Raw genomic sequence first — 16,034 nt, 5'->3', positions numbered from 1 at the left:
GGATAGGCAGTAGCCACCGTCAGATCAGGCTGCGGGCCGTGCATCGAGATCGACCTCCAGTTCGCGCGGCCAGTGGCGGAGCGCGCGGCAAGCGGTCAGGAATGGCTCGGCATCCGCTGCACTCTCCAGCGGCAGGCATGCTTCGTCGAGGTCGTCGAGGATGCCCGCCCGTTCGAAGATCTCCTCTGCCTCGTCATTCATCCCGATGAACTTGCAGTGAGCGAAGGCGTCAGTCACAAAATCCTTGGCAGCGGCATCGAGCGAGAGCAGCGCTGCGCCCGCTTCGGAAACCAAGATTGCCACTGCATCGAAGAGGACCGAAGGTCCGCCGTCGATCTTGTGCTTGGCTGCAACGCTCGTCCCGTCAGACAGGGTGACCCCGGCGATCTTGGGGGCGACCACTTCATAGACCGCGCCTTCGGCCTCCACTGCGGCGAGCAGCGCGGCGAGAATCTCCGCATCGGCCCCGTCGCTGAGCAGGATGCCTAGTTTGCGGCCTTTGAAACTGTCAGGCCCGTTCTTGACGATGCTGAGCTTGTCGGAGGGCGGCAGATCCTCGATTGGCGCCTGGGCCGCGACCGCCGCACCGGGCAGTGCGAGGCCCAGCCCGTCGGCCACAGTTGCAGCAAGGCCGCTATCGATATTGAGCAAGTGGGAAATGGTCCGCGAGCGAATGTCCGGGCGTTCAACCTTTGACAGTTCGAATACGAGCGCATCGCCAATGTGTTTTTGTTCGATCAGCGTCTGGCTGACAAAGAACTGCCGGGCCTGGCTGTAGTGATCGGCGAAACTCTCGGATCGCACGCGCTGCTTGGGGCCATCGGCTTCCTCGGCGACGCTGGTGAAACCGCGAACCGGATCCTCGCGCGGCCCGCCTTGGGTCGGTCCCCAGCTATTTGGTTCGTAATTGGCGCGGCCCTTGGGATTGTGCATCGCCATGTGTCCATCTTGCTGAAAATGAGCCATCGGGCATTTGGGTGCGTTGATCGGAATATGCGTAAAGTTGGGGCTGCCCAGCCGCTTGAGCTGGGTATCGAGGTACGAGAAATTGCGCCCCTGAAGCAGCGGATCGTTCGAGAAGTCGATGCCGGGGGGCACGTTCTGGGTGCAGAAGGCGACTTGCTCGGTTTCGGCGAAGAAGTTGTCGACCACGCGGTCGAGCACCAGCCGGCCGACCACGCGGATGGGCACGAGCTCCTCGGGAATGAGCTTGGTCGCATCGAGCACGTCGAAATCGAAACTGTCGGCGAAAGCATCATCGAAGAGTTGCACCCCGAGTTCCCATTCAGGGAAATCGCCGGAATTGATCGCGTCCCACAAGTCGCGGCGATGGAAATCGGGATCGGCTCCGTTGATCTTCACCGCCTCGTTCCAGACGACCGACTGGAGACCATGCTTTGGCTTCCAGTGGAACTTGACGAAAGTGGACATGCCCTTGGCATCGACGAGCCGGAAGGTATGGACACCAAATCCTTCCATCATGCGAAGAGAACGCGGAATGGCTCGGTCGGACATTGTCCACATGATCATGTGGAAGCTCTCCGGCGTCAGGCTGACGAAGTCCCAGAAATTGTCGTGCGCAGTCTGGGCCTGCGGAAAGTCGCGGTCCGGCTCAGGCTTGGCGGCATGGATCAGGTCGGGGAACTTAATCGCATCCTGAATGAAGAACACCGGGATATTGTTACCGACAAGATCCCAGTTGCCTTCCTGGGTATAGAGCTTGACCGCAAAGCCGCGCACGTCGCGGGCAAGATCGGGCGAGCCCTTCGAACCAGCGACCGTCGAGAACCGCACAAAGGCCGGCGTGCGCTCGCCGACACGCTGGAAAACGTCGGCACGGCTGACGTCGCTAAGGCTGTCGGTGAGTTCGAAGAAGCCGTGGGCGCCGTATCCACGCGCATGGACCACACGTTCAGGTATCCGCTCGTGATCGAAATGAAACATCTTCTCGCGAAAATGCGTGTCCTCCAGCAATGCGGGGCCGCGTGCACCTTGTCTCAGACTGTTCTGGTCATCTGCGACGGGAATGCCCTGTTGCGTGGTGAGCGTGGCTACATCTCCGCCAGCCGTCTGATGGGTCTCCCCACCCGGCGCCTGTAATTCGGAAAACGTGCCGGATATGGCGGCGTCCGCCGGTATCGCAGGCGCCTTCCCGGCCGTTTCTCCCGGGATATCGGCCAAGGCAGAATCGTTCGGGACGGCATTCGCCTTCGCTGCAGTCGGCGCATCTTCTTGCGTCTTAGCCATTTGGCTATCCTTTTGTATATGGGATGCAAGGCGGATAAGACGTCAAAACGACGGTCGCATGCCTTGGGTCACAGTATCATCGGAACAGGCGAACACTGCGGCGGGTTGCCGGGCCGAGAGCAGAATTAACTTGCGTCAGTACGTTTCCACGATGCCGAGGCTGCAACGTACGCGGAACTGCGGGATTACACTTGAAGGCGCTTGCGTGTTTGCGATCCGCAAAAGGAGGCCCCTTCTGTATACCGACCGTTTCCTCAGAGAAAAAAGGGGCATGAGCCTGTCCTCCGACGAACGCGAGAGGCTGGAGGCCGGGGTTGTCGAGGTGCGCTCGCTGGATGCACGGCGAATAGTCATTGGCGCCGGCACCCGGCTGCGCCAGAGCATGCTGCTGACCGAAGGCATCATGTCCCGCTACATCGACGATCGCAACGGTTTGCGGCAATTGGTAGCCATCCACGTTCCCGGCGACTTCGTGGACCTTCACGCCTACCCCTTGCTGACGCTCGACCATGATGTCGGCACGATGACGCCTGCCAGGGTGGCGATCGTGCCCCACAGTGAACTCGACGCGATGATTGCCGAGCGTCCGGCCCTGGGCCGAAAACTATGGTTCGCGACGTTGATCGATGCGGCGATACACCGGGCGTGGCTGTTCCGGCTCGGCCGGCTGGACGCGGTTGGCCGGGTCGCGCATTTCCTGTGCGAGACCAACATGCGTCTCACTTCCGCAGGGCTCAGCGATGGACATCGCTTTGTGCTCGCGCTTACGCAGACGGACCTCTCAGAGATATGCGGATTGACCAATGTCCATGTTAACCGGGTGCTTCGCCAACTGCGCGAGGAGCGCCTTTGTGTTTTCAGATCCTCGCAGGTGGAGATAGTTGACCCGGCGAAACTGGCGGCGCGCGGTCAGTTTGATCCAGGTTACCTCTACATGGCTGCGCACGAAGAAGCCCCCTAACGCAAGTTTCAGCGACAGGGGGTTTCCTTCAGGCTGGCTGTGTCCATAGGCGCGCTGAAACCGGGTCGGTCTTGATTTCCAATCGGCTTGTTTGCGCCTTCATTTGGAAATCGGCGACGTCAGCAAATCGCAGTCGGGAATGCCCCCCACGCCTTGAGTATCGCAAAAGCAGCCCGTCGACGGTTCGCGTGACCACGCGGTCCTTTTCGTCCTCGGATCAGCTGCCCTTTGCAAGCGCGCAACGGATTTTTGCAGATCTGCGCGTCGATCAGATTCTTTATGCGCACGTATTGCGAGCGAGCCTTTTTCCCAAGACCTGTCGCCCCAAAAATTCTCCGCAGGATGACTTGTAAGCCAGATCGAATACCCCAATTATTGTGCAGTGCAGCATAACCGCGTGGCGCGCTCCTGCGCTGACTTCCTCGATCAAGGAATATGCAATGCGCAGTCTTTCAGACACTATTTCACAGCTCGCTAGCCTCCATCGCAAGCTTGATGTCGAGCATTTCAGGGCAAACAGCCGGCTGACGCGACTTACTGACTTCGGGAGCAATCCTGGCGCTTTGGCGGCGCATGTCTACATTCCGAAAAATTTCAAGGCTGGCGCGGCGCTCGTCGTTGTTCTGCATGGCTGTACCCAGAATGCGGGAGGTTACGATACAGGTGCGGGCTGGTCGGAAATGGCCGATCAACACGGCTTTGCGCTCCTCTTTCCAGAGCAAAGACGCGAGAACAATTCCAACCTTTGCTTCAACTGGTTTTTACCCGCCGATATTCGTCGCAATTCAGGCGAAGCGCTCTCAATCCGGCAAATGGTGGCAGCCGTCATGACCGAACATTCCATCGATCCGGCCCGTGTTTTCATTACCGGCCTGTCTGCGGGCGGGGCCATGACCGCTGTTATGCTTGCAACTTATCCGGAAGTGTTTGCCGGAGCTGCCGTCATCGCGGGTCTGCCTTACGGCTGCGTCAGCAACGTGCCCCAGGCACTTCAATTGATGAGCGGCCAAGGTATCCCGGATACGAGCAAGCTTGTCTCCCGCCTACGCGGAGCGTCGTTACATGCAAGCCCTTGGCCGACGCTTTCGGTATGGCACGGGAGTGCAGATAACACTGTTCATCCCGCAAACGCGCAGGCTATTCTTGCGCCTTGGCGCGAACTTCACGGAGTGTCTGAAACACCAAGCATGACAGAGGCGATAGGCCGCTCCTCACGGCAGGTTTGGCGTAACGCTGAGGGCCGCGATGTGATCGAGGCTTACGCAATTAAGGGAATGGATCATGGCACCCCGCTGGACACCTCGAACCCGGAGGGATGCGGGCGAGCCGGAGCCTTCATGATCGATGTCGGAATTTCCTCGACGCAGCGAATCTGCAAGTTTTGGGGTCTTTTGACACAGCATGAAATGGCCGCGGTACCGGAACTGGCGGTAGAGCCGGTACCTGATGCCGTGCCGATGTCGGCCGCATCGCAGGGCGGCCAAAGCGATGGATCGTGGTTCACGCCTCAGTACCGAATGAGGGAACCTGCCAGGGGCGCCAATGCCTGCAAGGTTATAGAAAACGCTCTGCGAGCGGCCGGCCTTATGAAATGAGGTCCCTCCATTTCGATAGCGGCCCCGTTAACCCGCCGATGGACTCGCGCTGGCGGATGAGGGCCTGGCTGCCTTTGGCGGTCAGCAGCCGACCAGCAGCTTTTGCCTGATCGCTGTAAGGTAAGTCGTTCAGCGGACGGGCAGCTATCTGTCCGTTCCCAAAGATGACCCGACATTCCGCAAACGGCCATCCTGGGCGTCCAGATTGGAAAAGCGGCTGGTCTGCACCTGGAGAGTGAAAATTGGCGGCTGGACGGCCACAATGGGTCGTGGCCCGCTACTGGCCCAAGTCGAGATAGTAGCGGGTGGATTTCAGCGTGCCGGTCTGCCTCAGTGCGCCCATATCGACCAACTCGTGCAAATCGCGGGTTGCAGTTGCACGAGAGGTACCGGTGATGGTGATGTAATTGGCCGCGCTCAGCCCCCCGATGAAGCCGTCCAACCCTTCGCGGAACATCCGAGCAATGGTGCGCGCTTGCCGCTCGTTCAGCCGGTCCCGGAAGCGGTCGTAAAATTGCGTCTTGGTGATGAGAAAGTCGATCAGGGCAAGACTGTGCGTCTGGGCGTCCAGCACGGTTTCGGCAAAATAGGTCAACCAGGCGGTGATTTCGTTTTTCTTGTTAGCCGCTTCCAGCGCATCGTAATAGGCGGCCCTCTTGCGCTGGATGACATGTGAAAGGGCTATCAGGCTGGGCTGGCCGATTGCCTGTGACAGCACTTTCTCGGCTAGCGCACGAGCCACGCGCCCGTTGCCATCCTCGAAGGGATGGATCGACACGAAATAGAAGTGAGCGATCCCGGCCCGGGTCAACCCCGGCAACGGTCTTGTCCCCTCGGGAGACGTGGCGGCGAACCACGCAAGGAAACTCTGCATTTCCAGTGGCACGTCCTGCGAGGGCGGGGCCTCGAAATGCACCTTCGGCTTGTGGCTGAAACCTGAGACGACCTGCATAGCGTCTGCGTGTTCGCGGTAATTGCCGACAGCCTCGATGTCGTGTCGCCCACTGACCACCATGCGGTGCCAGGCGAACAGGGTCTCATCCGCGAGCGGTTCGGCAAAGTCGCGATAGAGGGCGATCATCATTTCAGCGATGCCGCGCTCGGCCGGCGGGATGCGACGGTCTCCGACTTCAAGACCGAACTGGCGGCGAAGCGAGCATTGCACGCTGTCGCGGTTGAGCAACTCGCCTTCGATCTCGGACGTCTTGAGCGCTTCGCCGGTCATGATATCGATGGTGACGGCGGCGCGGTCATCGTCGGCAAGGTGTTTGACCGAACCGATGAGTATCCCGGACTGCTGCAGGAATCTGGCTTCAGACGTCGCCAAAGAGGCGCTATCCCAACGAAATTCAGGCCAGTCTGGCTGCTGCCAATTCCACTTCATGAGCCATAAATAGCCTTTTTATAACTCACTGAATATCATTTTTTGAGGTAAAAGCCTGTGATTTTTGCCTCATCCAGCCATCACTCACTGAGTGACCAAAGCGGGACAACCCGTTCTGACGCGTTCTACCTATGGCCATCATGGCCATTGGAGACGTTTCATGGGATTATCAGAATTCGATCCCGCCGCGCATGAGCGGGTTTCATGGAACGTCGGGCGAAAAGTGGGCGCGAAGTGCGCGTTCAAGCCCCGTCAGATCTGGGCCGTCCGCTTCTTTCTCGACCAACATCGACGCATCCGGGATCGGGCCCAATTCGATCTTGCCATCGACAGCAAACTGCGCGGCTGCGACCTGGTGAAGATGATGATCGCGACATCGTTTGTGACCGGAAAATTCGGACACGGGCAACAGTGGTTCAGCAATAGACCGGAAGGCCAGTCCAGTTCGAGTTGATGGACGACGCTCGTGCCAGCCTTCTGAAATGGCTTGAGTTGCGAGGTGGATCGCTCGAAGATTTCATCTTCCCAAGTCGCACAGACCACGCGACCCACATCAGCGCGCAGCAATATGCCCGCCTGGTTGACGAATGGGTCACTGGAATTGGCTTACCGAGCGAGGATTACGGTACGCATTCCCTCCGGTATGCCAATTACTGGACGAGGCGGGCTTCGGGGCGCGCCGGCTCGATCTTCGTTTCCACCGCGTGGATAACGCCGTAGAGGCGATCCGCGGTGGGCTCGCCAAGGCAAGCCGCGACAAGAAGCAGATCGCCCGTTTGCTGTGCGATAGGATTGAGGCCGTCGATCCTGGCTTCGGCATCGAACGGATGGTACTGGCGGCACCAGCGATTGAGCCTCTAGGCCTTCGGACCATGTCGAGCCTTGGCGACAAGCCCGTTCCCGACGTGTCCGCGCTCGTCGATATTCTCGGTAATCGAGTGGGCGAGAAAAGGTTGTTTCGCGTGGCGGCGCGCGAGAGCCATATGCCTGAGCGCTCTACGGAGCGCATCGCACCGATGGCGGATCCTACGCTCCTGCGCTGGCCGGAGCGTTGGCCGCGTCCGGCACGGTTGTTCGCAAGGCCGGAATTGATCGAGACGATGGCGCTTTTGCCCGATCACCCGCCGGTTCATTTCGTATGGCGAGGCGTGCGCCGGCGCGTGAAACGGGCAGACGGGCCCGAGCGCATCTATGGCGAATGGCATTTGAGCGAGGCGGAGTGGCTCAGCGTTCGCGACTATTTTCTAGTCGAGGACGAAACGGGCGCGCGCTACTGGGTCTTCCGGCAGGGTGATGGCATGGACGCCGCTACAGGCGGGCAGGATTGGTTCTTGCATGGCTTGTTTGGCTAGTGCCTCGCGCAATCAACTGGAAAATCCGCTTTTTTGTCAGGAACGAAGTCGAACCAGACGATCGCGTACGCAGATTCAATTCAGCTGAAAGCGACGCGGATTCACGTCGTCCGATCCGAATCTCGAAACGGCCGCAAAGTCGGACATTCCGGAACGGCTCCTATCGAAAGCGAAATGCTTAGAGCTGTCCTTCATTCATTTCGCGACTTTAATCTGGGCTTAACACGCAGTCATGATGAGTGTCATTATGAGCTTATCAAAATCCTGATCATGAAGCTATAAGGGAAAAGACCGTGGCGAATGTGATGATGATCGGCATCCACCCCGATGAAGTCGACTTTTCGGATCCGGCTCTCCCACCTGGCCTGGATGCAGATAAAATTCTCGCGGCTATTACTCTTAGCCTCGATCAGTTGAAGGCAGCAGGCCATGAGGCAACCGTGGTCTTCGTCTCGGCAGATGCGGCCAAGCTGGACGCGCTTGCAGAGGGCTTTGCCCGTGATGCGGTGGATTGCGTGACGATCGGCGGCGGCGTAACCCGACCTCCCAAGAATATGGAACTCCTTGAGACGGTACTGAACATCATCGCCAGTGCGACTCCGGTTCCGCGTATCGCGTTAGTAGCAAGTCCAGATCAGGCGTTGGCGGCCGTAAACCGGGTGTTACGCTAGAACGACCCATTCCGGCTGTTCAACTGCTCATTTCCTGTAACCAAGTGTGGCCCGTCTGTTTACTCATTTTGGATGCCCGAGGCAGGCCTCAGCTGGCTGGCCGCTTCGGGGCGCTCCATCGAGGATGTCGGTAATCATGTGCGGATCTTTCTCAAGGCCCATTCTGGCCGCTGAACGGCTGTCCGCCTTTGCCGAGGCAGCCTGCGGATCGAGCGCTATAATTTCTTACGGCAGCACTATGGGATTGTCGCCGCGCCGGCGCTAGTTGTAATGGTCAAGCAATCGCCTTCTGAGAAAGGAACATCAATCGTGACGCCACGTGCCGCCATCCAACAGATTGCACGCATGGTTCGGGATGATATCCGCTCGGGCGAATTCTCGCTCGGGGCTCACAGCGTCGGAGATATGCTAGCGGAGCAACCCGAAGCGTTATTGCTGGTCGTCGACCTCACTGGTGCCGAAGGGCGTAAGAAGCGGCCCGATGCAATGATGCATCACGCGTATTCTTTCATGCTCGGCCAAGCTCTCGAACAGCTACGCCAGAGAAGTGAAGCCGGCAACGGCCATGCGACCACCGCCATGGAAAATGTCCGAGCCACGATCGCTCAGCAGATGCGTACTGGCAAGCTCATGCCGACGGCAGCCATGACCCTTGTCTCGGCGTTTTCACGGGCTGGGATCGAGGTGGGAGAGGATATACGCAGCGCAATGGATCAAGCGATGGTCCAGACCGGAGCTGGCCATCAGAATCTCCCGATGGCCGATGTTGACGAGATGTTGAAGGACTTGGTGAAAGCCTGTGAGGGCGACCCGTTCCTAATTCAGAGCCAATTCGCCGAATTGACGGCAGCCATGCCTGCCGAGCTGCAACTCAGCTTGTTGGAAGGACTCATTCTCGCGGACGATTCCAGTCTTCGTGAGGCTGCTATCGGTTGGCTTCTTACAGAACATGCGATCGCTAAGCCGTTGGCTTCCATGATAGAGGAAGCCGCCAATCGAGGGCTTGTATCAGCGGCGTCAGTCACGAATCTCATGCTGATCCGCAACTGGGTGTCGGAAGATCGACGCCGTGCGATCGACGCGATCATCAGAGCCGCGCGAACTGTCGGCTCGTTGTCAGAGAAACGCCCCTCAATTCAGGTCAGGGAACTTCTGATATCTGAGCGCGATGGGGCGGGAGCCCAAAGCATATTCGCATCGATCAAGCAGGGCCGAAAGAATGCGCTAGTATCAATTCTGATCAAGCAGGGTCATGGTGTGCGGGATGCCTGGGTGGCAAGCTCGCTAAGCAGGCCCGAGATCGACGACATGCTTGACCATATTGCGTCCGAGATGTCGGTCCATGAAACGACAGCCGAAGACACGTCCATACTCTTGAGCAGCGCCTTAGCTGATGGGCCGCTTGGCTCTGCCCCCCCGTTTGGCCTCGTTCAGGCAATCAACCTGATCGGGCTCTCGGATGTAGCGCCCAAGCCTGTCTCGGTGGACGATCTAGTTTCCTCGATGCTCACGGGCGCCGGCGCTGCAGCAATCGATGCCAAGGCGGTGGAGAGGGCAGTGCGCGCCTCCGGCCGGTGGCTGGCGACCAACCCTCAGCTAGATTCCTGGTTTGAGAATGGCGACGACGTTGCCGCAACGATCAAAGGTAAGCGCAAGATCGAAGACCGGATCGCCGCGATTATCGAGAACGTGCTGGAACCAAAGCGGGCCTATTGGGCCAGCGTCCTCGCTTGGAATGCATTCGCGCAGCGAGGTGACGACCACGGTTCGGACTGGATCGAAATGGCACTTGTCGCTCATGCGATGGCTTCGGAACGACCCCTGACAGAAATTCCACTAGCGCGCTTCATCGCCGTGCAAACGGAGGCAGCGGCCCGGAACTGATGGGCGAGGCAACTAGGCCAAGGCCGCGCCGGCCGGAAGTTGTTCCCAACAAAATCGACCCATCGTTGCCGCTCAGGGCCGTTGTCTGACTTCCCGAAAGCGAAAATATTTTTCAGCTGCGCGCGGAGCACTCCTTGTCGGAAAAGTGGCACGATCCGGTCAGTCCGCTTCCGGACGGCATTTGGCTGGAGTGGACGTTCGTTCAAGCTTTAGCGCGCTTGCTTTGGGAGTAAGATGTCACAGGTTCGCATCCTATCTCCCGGCCCAACTTTGCCAATGACTTAGACTCCCCCTTGGGGGTGCGGTTTACAGGAGGTTTACACCTTCAGGCTATTTCGTGGCGGCCGCCGGAAACTCGAACAGGAGTTTGCGGCCAGCTTCGAGGCATGGGAATTCTACTTCGCCAGCGGCGGAGACGAGGTTCCCAACGAGGTAGCCCAGCGCAAGACGAAGAGCCGCATAGCGGTGCGGGCCAAGGCAAAGGCGAAGCCCGAGCCTCGTTCTCCCCCGCCAAAGGCGCTTTGAGCGAACTTCATAAACCTGTCTGTCCCGCGCAGCCGGACTGCAATCTAGTACATTTCAGTATAGTGCTGATCTCCAAGTCTTTTGCTTATTCCCTCTCGGGATTAGAAGCGATAAATTAAATCGACATACAAATATAAAATCACAAAGCGCCAAAACCTTAGATTATAGATTGAATGCTTCGATCAATATACATTGCGAATCGTAGTAATTTTCCGGATCATTGCCCCGTAAAAAAGGGGTATCATCATGGCAAGCAATTCATCTACCCAGACAGATGAACCGTCGCTTCGTTCATTCGAGATACCGCCCGCATTCGTGAAACCGGCGATCGTCATGTGCCGCTACTTCAACACGATGCTCGATGCGGTCTTCTACGATGTGCCCGCCCTGCTCTCCGATCTCCACGCCGAGGATGTGGTTGTCGAGACGTCGCCGACGAGCAACGAGAAGATCCCATCGCGAATCCTCGATCTCGGCGCGCTCGGCAATCCCGAAGGATGCCTGCTGCTGATCGACACGAGAACGCGGCCATACGTCCACCGTTTCGACAGCGTCGAAGCCTTCCTGGAATCCCCGCATCCCGAAACCCGCAAGGTCGACGTCGTGACCATTACCGGTGTCGGCAGTTCCGCACTCGGAAGTGCGGCGATGGGCTGGAACGTCTCGAAGGCGCTCGGCGCACCGGTGCTTGCCATTGTGCCGGGATACGGCCTTGCCGACATGGTCCTTCAGGGGCTCGGCGGCTGGTTCGGTTTCGGGATGCATGACTGGCTCGGTACAAAGACCACGGTCCAGACGGCGATCGCCAATGTCGCGCCTGAGAACGCCAGGATCGGCCGCATGCTCGCAGGCTCGGTGTCCGATGCCAGGACCCTCAACGGCGCCCCGGTCTTCCGCCATGGCTCAGGCTCGTCGGACGTCCTCCATGCCCTGATCCGTGACCGGGTGAGTCCGTTCAGGCTGCTTGTCGGACACAGCAAGGGCGCGCTTCAGATCGGCAATGCGGTCGCCTCGCTCGACGGCGAAAAGACGAAAGACCTCGAGATCGTCACTCTGGGATGTCCGATCCGCAGGACGCAGGGAACCGGCAAGTATGCGCAGTACCTCGGTGTGTTCGACGCGCTCGGCCAGCTCAACATGTGGGGTAACCTGCCAAGCGAGTGGGTCCTCACCTGGCACTCCACCAACCCCTGGCTACCGCCTTCCATGTATCCCGGCGAGCTGGCAGTGCGAAAGCCCAGTTGAGAGCGGGCAACCCTCATCACTGAATAAACGGCGCGCTCCCGCTTTTTGTCCGCATCCTCTGGGGCCGGCCGAGCGAATAGTTTGATATTAGTCGCTTTACATATGAGTGAAGGAACACGCATACATTCCGACGGGTAACCCAGGGATAATTTAAACTGATGCAAGACAGACTTCTCGATCTGACTTCGATCATCGTTTCTGCGCACATCGGCAACAATGCTGTTTCGGCCGATGAACCTCCTGGACTTATAGGGTCAATCTACGGTTCACTCTCTTTGCTCGGGAAGGAGCCGGGACCTGCGGAGCCGGAACTCACCCCTGCGGTTTCGATCCGCGCCTCCCTCAAACCTGACGCGATCACCTGTCTTGAATGTGGAGCCAGGTAGAAAACGCTGAAACGGCATCTCCGCAGCCAGCATGATCTGTCCGCGGAAGAGTACCGCGCTCGGTGGAAACTACAGCCTGATTATCCCATGATTTCGGCAAATTATGCTAAAAATCGTGTGGAACCGGCATTACGGATCGGCCTCGGGAGGAAAAAAGACCTCAAAAAGAAGGCAGTTGCGGCCGCTTCAACTGGGTCCTCCTCATCAGCCTCCTCCTCGAAGGCCGCGCCGATGAAGGCCACCCTCTTGAAGGCGCGCAAGCTTGAGGGCGCCGTACCGCAGGTCGCCAAAGTTCCCAAACCGGCAGCCGCGGCCAAGGCGAAACGTAAAATGGCAAGCAAGCTCAACGCCGAGGCGGTCTAAACCGGCAGCCTCAACTTAGAGCCGTCATACATCTCGTCCAGCAACGCCGAGCCTGCGGCAAGTCGGTCCTCGTCGTCTTCGTGCAGCCTGCAGATGCGAACAATCGCATCAGAAAGCGCCGCTGCGCCTGGATGATCGTACTTGCCATCCTCGATATCGAGCTGGTGGATGATCATGGCGATCTCGCAAAGGCCGGGATCAACGCTTATCCCGCTACGCTTCAGCAAGGTTTCGAAAGAGCAATTGTCGCCCTCGTGCGTGAATTCGCCGTCGACGATGTCGAACCGGAGTTCCCGACGCTGATGTACGTAACGGGCGGGATCTACGAAGCGGAAGTGCGGCCGTGGGTCGATGAAGCGGCGGATCAGCCAGGCCGATGCAATCCTGTCAATGCCCAGGCCTCGACGAGTTACCCACGTGCGGCCATGCAGTTCCTTGACGCGATAGGCTTCACCTGGAGCCGCGCGGCCGACATCAGGATGACGCAGGGTCGCCTCGACAAGAGAGCGCATGATCTCTTCCGCGCGATCTCGCCAACCCGTCGTCACGAATTCGATGGCGGTTATGGCATCCAATCTCCGGCGCATCCTAGCCACCGATGACGCCTTGACGTCGCCAGCCAGAAGCAGCTTGACCTCGGCGGCCCAGCTTTCGAAATCTGCCGATCTTGCGGTCCGGAAGAGTTCCGCCGGATCCTCGCTTCCCTCAAGGATCGCACCGGATATGATCGACGCCTGCCCGCCCCCGGCGACGGCGTCTTGAAGAGCGAGCTTGAAAATGTCGCGGTGCGCCGGCTCGTCGGGCATAAGGTGGGCGCCGCTCGCCAGCGACACTGCGCCGGCCTCGCGCAGGCGGCGCCAAATCTTGACCCGCGTGTAGGCGGGCTGTGACGGGAGTTGCATCGCCAGAACGAGCCAGGGCTGTGTATCGGTCATGATACGATCATATCTTGGCCTGCATCTGCCGGAAAGCTTGAACCCGCCGAGTCGCAGTTTTAGCCCTCTTTCCGATCCTGGCGATGGAGGTATCCGGTGAGCACTTCGCGTTTTCGCATTGGGTTGGCCCGCCTTGCACAGGCGATAGAATCGCCGGCGGTTGCAGCGCCTGACTGGAAAGCTGTCGGATTGGCGCTGGGCAAACCGGGCGCCCTACAGGCAGACGGCGTCTATCATGTCGAATTTCCCCGCCCCGACCTGCACATCATGGACGATGGCATTGCGATTAAACCAGGCTCGGTGCTGTGTTCATGGGTTGCCTTTCATGAGAAGGATGATCTGTCGATGGTCATGGGCGACCTCGTGCTTTCCCACGATGAAGTTATTCCGGTGATGCGCTCGCTGGAGGCCAAAGGGATTAAGGTCAGCGCGCTTCGCAATCATCTGCTGCGTTCGCGCCTGGCGACGATGTATATGCACTTCGAGGGGCACGGCGATCCAGTGAAGCTCGCAGCAGCTATCCAGGCAGCACTTCGGCTCAGCAAAACGCCGTTCACGGCATCGACGTATGCCGCTTCCATGTTTTTGCTCGACCTCGATACTGCCGGTATCGACGCGATCATGCGGGCCAAGGGCAATCCAACCGGCGGGGTCTATCTGTTCGAGATCGCGCGAAAGGCAGCGCCGAAAGCTTATGGGATAATGCTTCCGAACCCGATGGGATCGGCATTCGCGATCAAATTTCGGCCCATGGGCGGCGGGAAGGCGGCCATAAACGGCGATTTCATGCTGACCGCCGGTGAGGTCAATCCCGTAATCCGCACGCTTCAGGCGGGCGGGATCAAGGTCCCGTCTCTACACAATCACTTGCTTAAAAGTGGCCCTCGTCTTTTCTTCATGCATTTCTGGGCCAACGACGATGCGCTCAAGCTCGCCAGGACGCTACGCAGCGCGCTGGACAAGGTGGAGGCATCCGCACCATGACCTTCGCTCTGGCAACCCAAGAGACGAACCGAACCTCCGAAGCGCCGCACGGCATCCCATTCGGTGAAGCAGTCCGCGTATGGGCCCGGATCGCCTGTCTTAGCTTCGGCGGACCCGCAGGCCAGATCGCCGTCATGCACCGGATCCTGATCGACGAGAAGAAGTGGATCGGCGAGGAGCGTTTCCTCCACGCGCTCAACTTCTGCATGCTGCTGCCCGGTCCCGAGGCCCAGCAACTGGCCATCTACATCGGTTGGCTCCTTCACAAGGTGAAAGGTGGACTGGTTGCGGGGATACTTTTCGTGCTGCCCGGAGCGTTGTCGATCATGGCGCTGTCCTGGATTTACGTCCTACTCGGACGCGTCGCACCCGTCGCCGCGCTGTTTTTCGGGCTTAAGGCGGCTGTGGTCGCCATTGTCTTTCAGGCCGTGCTGCGGATCGGCTCACGCGCCCTTGATAATCGAACGCGTTGGTTCATAGCCGGCACATCTTTTGCGTTGCTGTTCTTCTTCAAAGTGCCGTTCCCGATCGTCATTCTTGCGGCCGGCTTGGTTGGCTGGAGCGCTAGCCGTCTAGGCGTTAAAGCATTTCAGCGCGGCGGTGATGGCCACGCCAAACCAGGATCGCTGCGGGACGAGGACAGCGCGCTTGGCGTAGAGATCCCCGATCACGCCAGCACCGGGTTAGGAGCCATTGCCGGAGTGTCCGCAATTCTTATGGTCGCCTGGTTCTTGCCGCTACTGGCCGTAATCACCTTTGCTCCGGCGGACAGTGCATTCGCAGAAGTGGGCACCTTCTTCTCCAAGATGGCGATGCTGACTTTCGGCGGCGCTTACGCCGTGCTGGCCTGGGTCGGGCAGGCTGCGGTCGATCATTATCACTGGCTTACGCCGCCTGAGATGCTCGATGGTCTCGGCCTAGCGGAAAGTACGCCGGGTCCGCTGATCATGGTCACCCAATACGTCGGCTTCCTGGCGACCTATCGCCACCCTGGCATGCTGTCGCCACTTCTCGCCGGAACGCTGGGCGGTTTGCTGACCACCTGGGTCACGTTCGCCCCCTGCTTCCTCTGGATCTTCGTAGGCGCGCCATTCATCGAACGCATGCGGACTAACCATGCGCTTGCTGCCGCGCTTTCGGCGATCACGGCGGCAGTGGTCGGTGTAATCCTGAACCTCGCGCTGTGGTTTGCACTTCACTACTGGTTTGCCGATGTCAGCGAGCACCGCCTTGGCATCCTGACGCTGCCGGTGCCCGATCTCGCGACTGTCGACTGTTTCGCTCTGGGGCTTTCTATAGTGGCGCTGATCGCCATCACCCGGTTCAAGTTCAGCACATTTGCCATCCTGGGGTTGTGCTCGCTGGTCGGCCTTACCCGGCTCTTCCTGTTGTCACGCGGAATTTGACGGCCACACGCAATATCTTGGTATTGGGGGCGGCCGTAGTGATGTTGACTCCCGGCGCATGCACTGGGTCGCCGCCGTCCTTCAAGGCAACCGAGC

At 59.0% G+C, this 16,034-nt stretch carries 11 protein-coding genes and 2 pseudogenes; 10 read left to right on the top strand and 3 right to left on the bottom strand.

The genetic code is table 11. The features are described from left to right. Positions 1-24: 24 nt before the first annotated feature. Positions 25-2,247, bottom strand: a complete 2,223-nt coding sequence (katE, locus tag AC1VVM_RS19145; RefSeq protein ID WP_482957111.1) for a catalase — start codon at positions 2,245-2,247, stop codon at positions 25-27. Between the two features lie 271 nt (positions 2,248-2,518). Here katE and AC1VVM_RS19140 point away from each other — a divergent pair, with 271 nt between their 5' ends. Then, entirely contained in the window at positions 2,519-3,208 is a 690-nt protein-coding gene (locus AC1VVM_RS19140) for a Crp/Fnr family transcriptional regulator (RefSeq protein WP_482905374.1), read from the top strand. Positions 3,209-3,648: 440 nt separating this feature from the next. Beyond that, on the top strand, positions 3,649-4,803 hold the full coding sequence (locus AC1VVM_RS19135; RefSeq protein WP_482905373.1) for an extracellular catalytic domain type 1 short-chain-length polyhydroxyalkanoate depolymerase: 1,155 nt from the start codon (positions 3,649-3,651) through the stop codon (positions 4,801-4,803). 277 nt (positions 4,804-5,080) lie between these two features. On the opposite strand, the gene AC1VVM_RS19130 is transcribed toward AC1VVM_RS19135, so the two are convergent. Then, positions 5,081-6,187 (bottom strand): DUF4172 domain-containing protein, encoded by a 1,107-nt coding sequence (locus AC1VVM_RS19130; protein WP_482957110.1) that lies wholly within the window; start codon positions 6,185-6,187, stop codon positions 5,081-5,083. Positions 6,188-6,347: 160 nt separating this feature from the next. Between AC1VVM_RS19130 and AC1VVM_RS19125 the strand changes: the two are divergent. From AC1VVM_RS19125 to AC1VVM_RS19100, 6 genes and pseudogenes are all read left to right on the top strand, one after another. Then, positions 6,348-6,829 (top strand): annotated as a pseudogene (locus AC1VVM_RS19125) (tyrosine-type recombinase/integrase); the annotation flags it as partial. Next, positions 6,775-7,539: a hypothetical protein gene (locus tag AC1VVM_RS19120; RefSeq protein ID WP_482906783.1), complete on the top strand. Its 765-nt coding sequence runs from the start codon at positions 6,775-6,777 to the stop codon at positions 7,537-7,539. The pseudogene AC1VVM_RS19125 and the gene AC1VVM_RS19120, both read left to right, overlap by 55 nt. A gap of 293 nt (positions 7,540-7,832) precedes the next feature. Then, positions 7,833-8,210 (top strand): hypothetical protein, encoded by a 378-nt coding sequence (locus tag AC1VVM_RS19115; RefSeq protein WP_482957109.1) that lies wholly within the window; start codon positions 7,833-7,835, stop codon positions 8,208-8,210. Between the two features lie 270 nt (positions 8,211-8,480). After that, positions 8,481-10,094, top strand: coding sequence for a hypothetical protein (locus tag AC1VVM_RS19110; protein ID WP_482905370.1), 1,614 nt, complete (start codon positions 8,481-8,483; stop codon positions 10,092-10,094). A gap of 771 nt (positions 10,095-10,865) precedes the next feature. Beyond that, on the top strand, positions 10,866-11,864 hold the full coding sequence (locus AC1VVM_RS19105) for a hypothetical protein (protein WP_482905369.1): 999 nt from the start codon (positions 10,866-10,868) through the stop codon (positions 11,862-11,864). 158 nt (positions 11,865-12,022) lie between these two features. Then, a pseudogene (locus tag AC1VVM_RS19100) lies at positions 12,023-12,613 on the top strand (Ros/MucR family transcriptional regulator). On the opposite strand, the gene AC1VVM_RS19095 reads toward AC1VVM_RS19100, so the two are convergent. Next, the gene (locus AC1VVM_RS19095; RefSeq protein WP_482957108.1) at positions 12,610-13,548 is read right to left on the bottom strand and encodes a chromate resistance protein ChrB domain-containing protein; all 939 of its coding nucleotides are present in this window, start codon (positions 13,546-13,548) and stop codon (positions 12,610-12,612) included. The pseudogene AC1VVM_RS19100 and the gene AC1VVM_RS19095 sit on opposite strands and share 4 nt — an antisense overlap. Positions 13,549-13,644: 96 nt before the next feature. Here AC1VVM_RS19095 and AC1VVM_RS19090 point away from each other — a divergent pair, with 96 nt between their 5' ends. Together AC1VVM_RS19090 and chrA are read left to right on the top strand one after the other, a co-directional pair. After that, on the top strand, positions 13,645-14,532 hold the full coding sequence (locus tag AC1VVM_RS19090) for a DUF1259 domain-containing protein (protein ID WP_482905367.1): 888 nt from the start codon (positions 13,645-13,647) through the stop codon (positions 14,530-14,532). Beyond that, a complete protein-coding gene (gene chrA / locus AC1VVM_RS19085) occupies positions 14,529-15,938 on the top strand; it encodes a chromate efflux transporter (RefSeq protein ID WP_482905366.1) in 1,410 nt (469 codons plus the stop codon). Before AC1VVM_RS19090 ends, chrA begins: the two co-directional genes overlap by 4 nt. Positions 15,939-16,034: the final 96 nt, after the last annotated feature.

Source organism: Novosphingobium sp. BL-S-33 (assembly GCF_056857025.1).
Note: the sequence above shows the minus strand (reverse complement) of the source record. Positions and strands in the feature narration are given on the sequence as shown.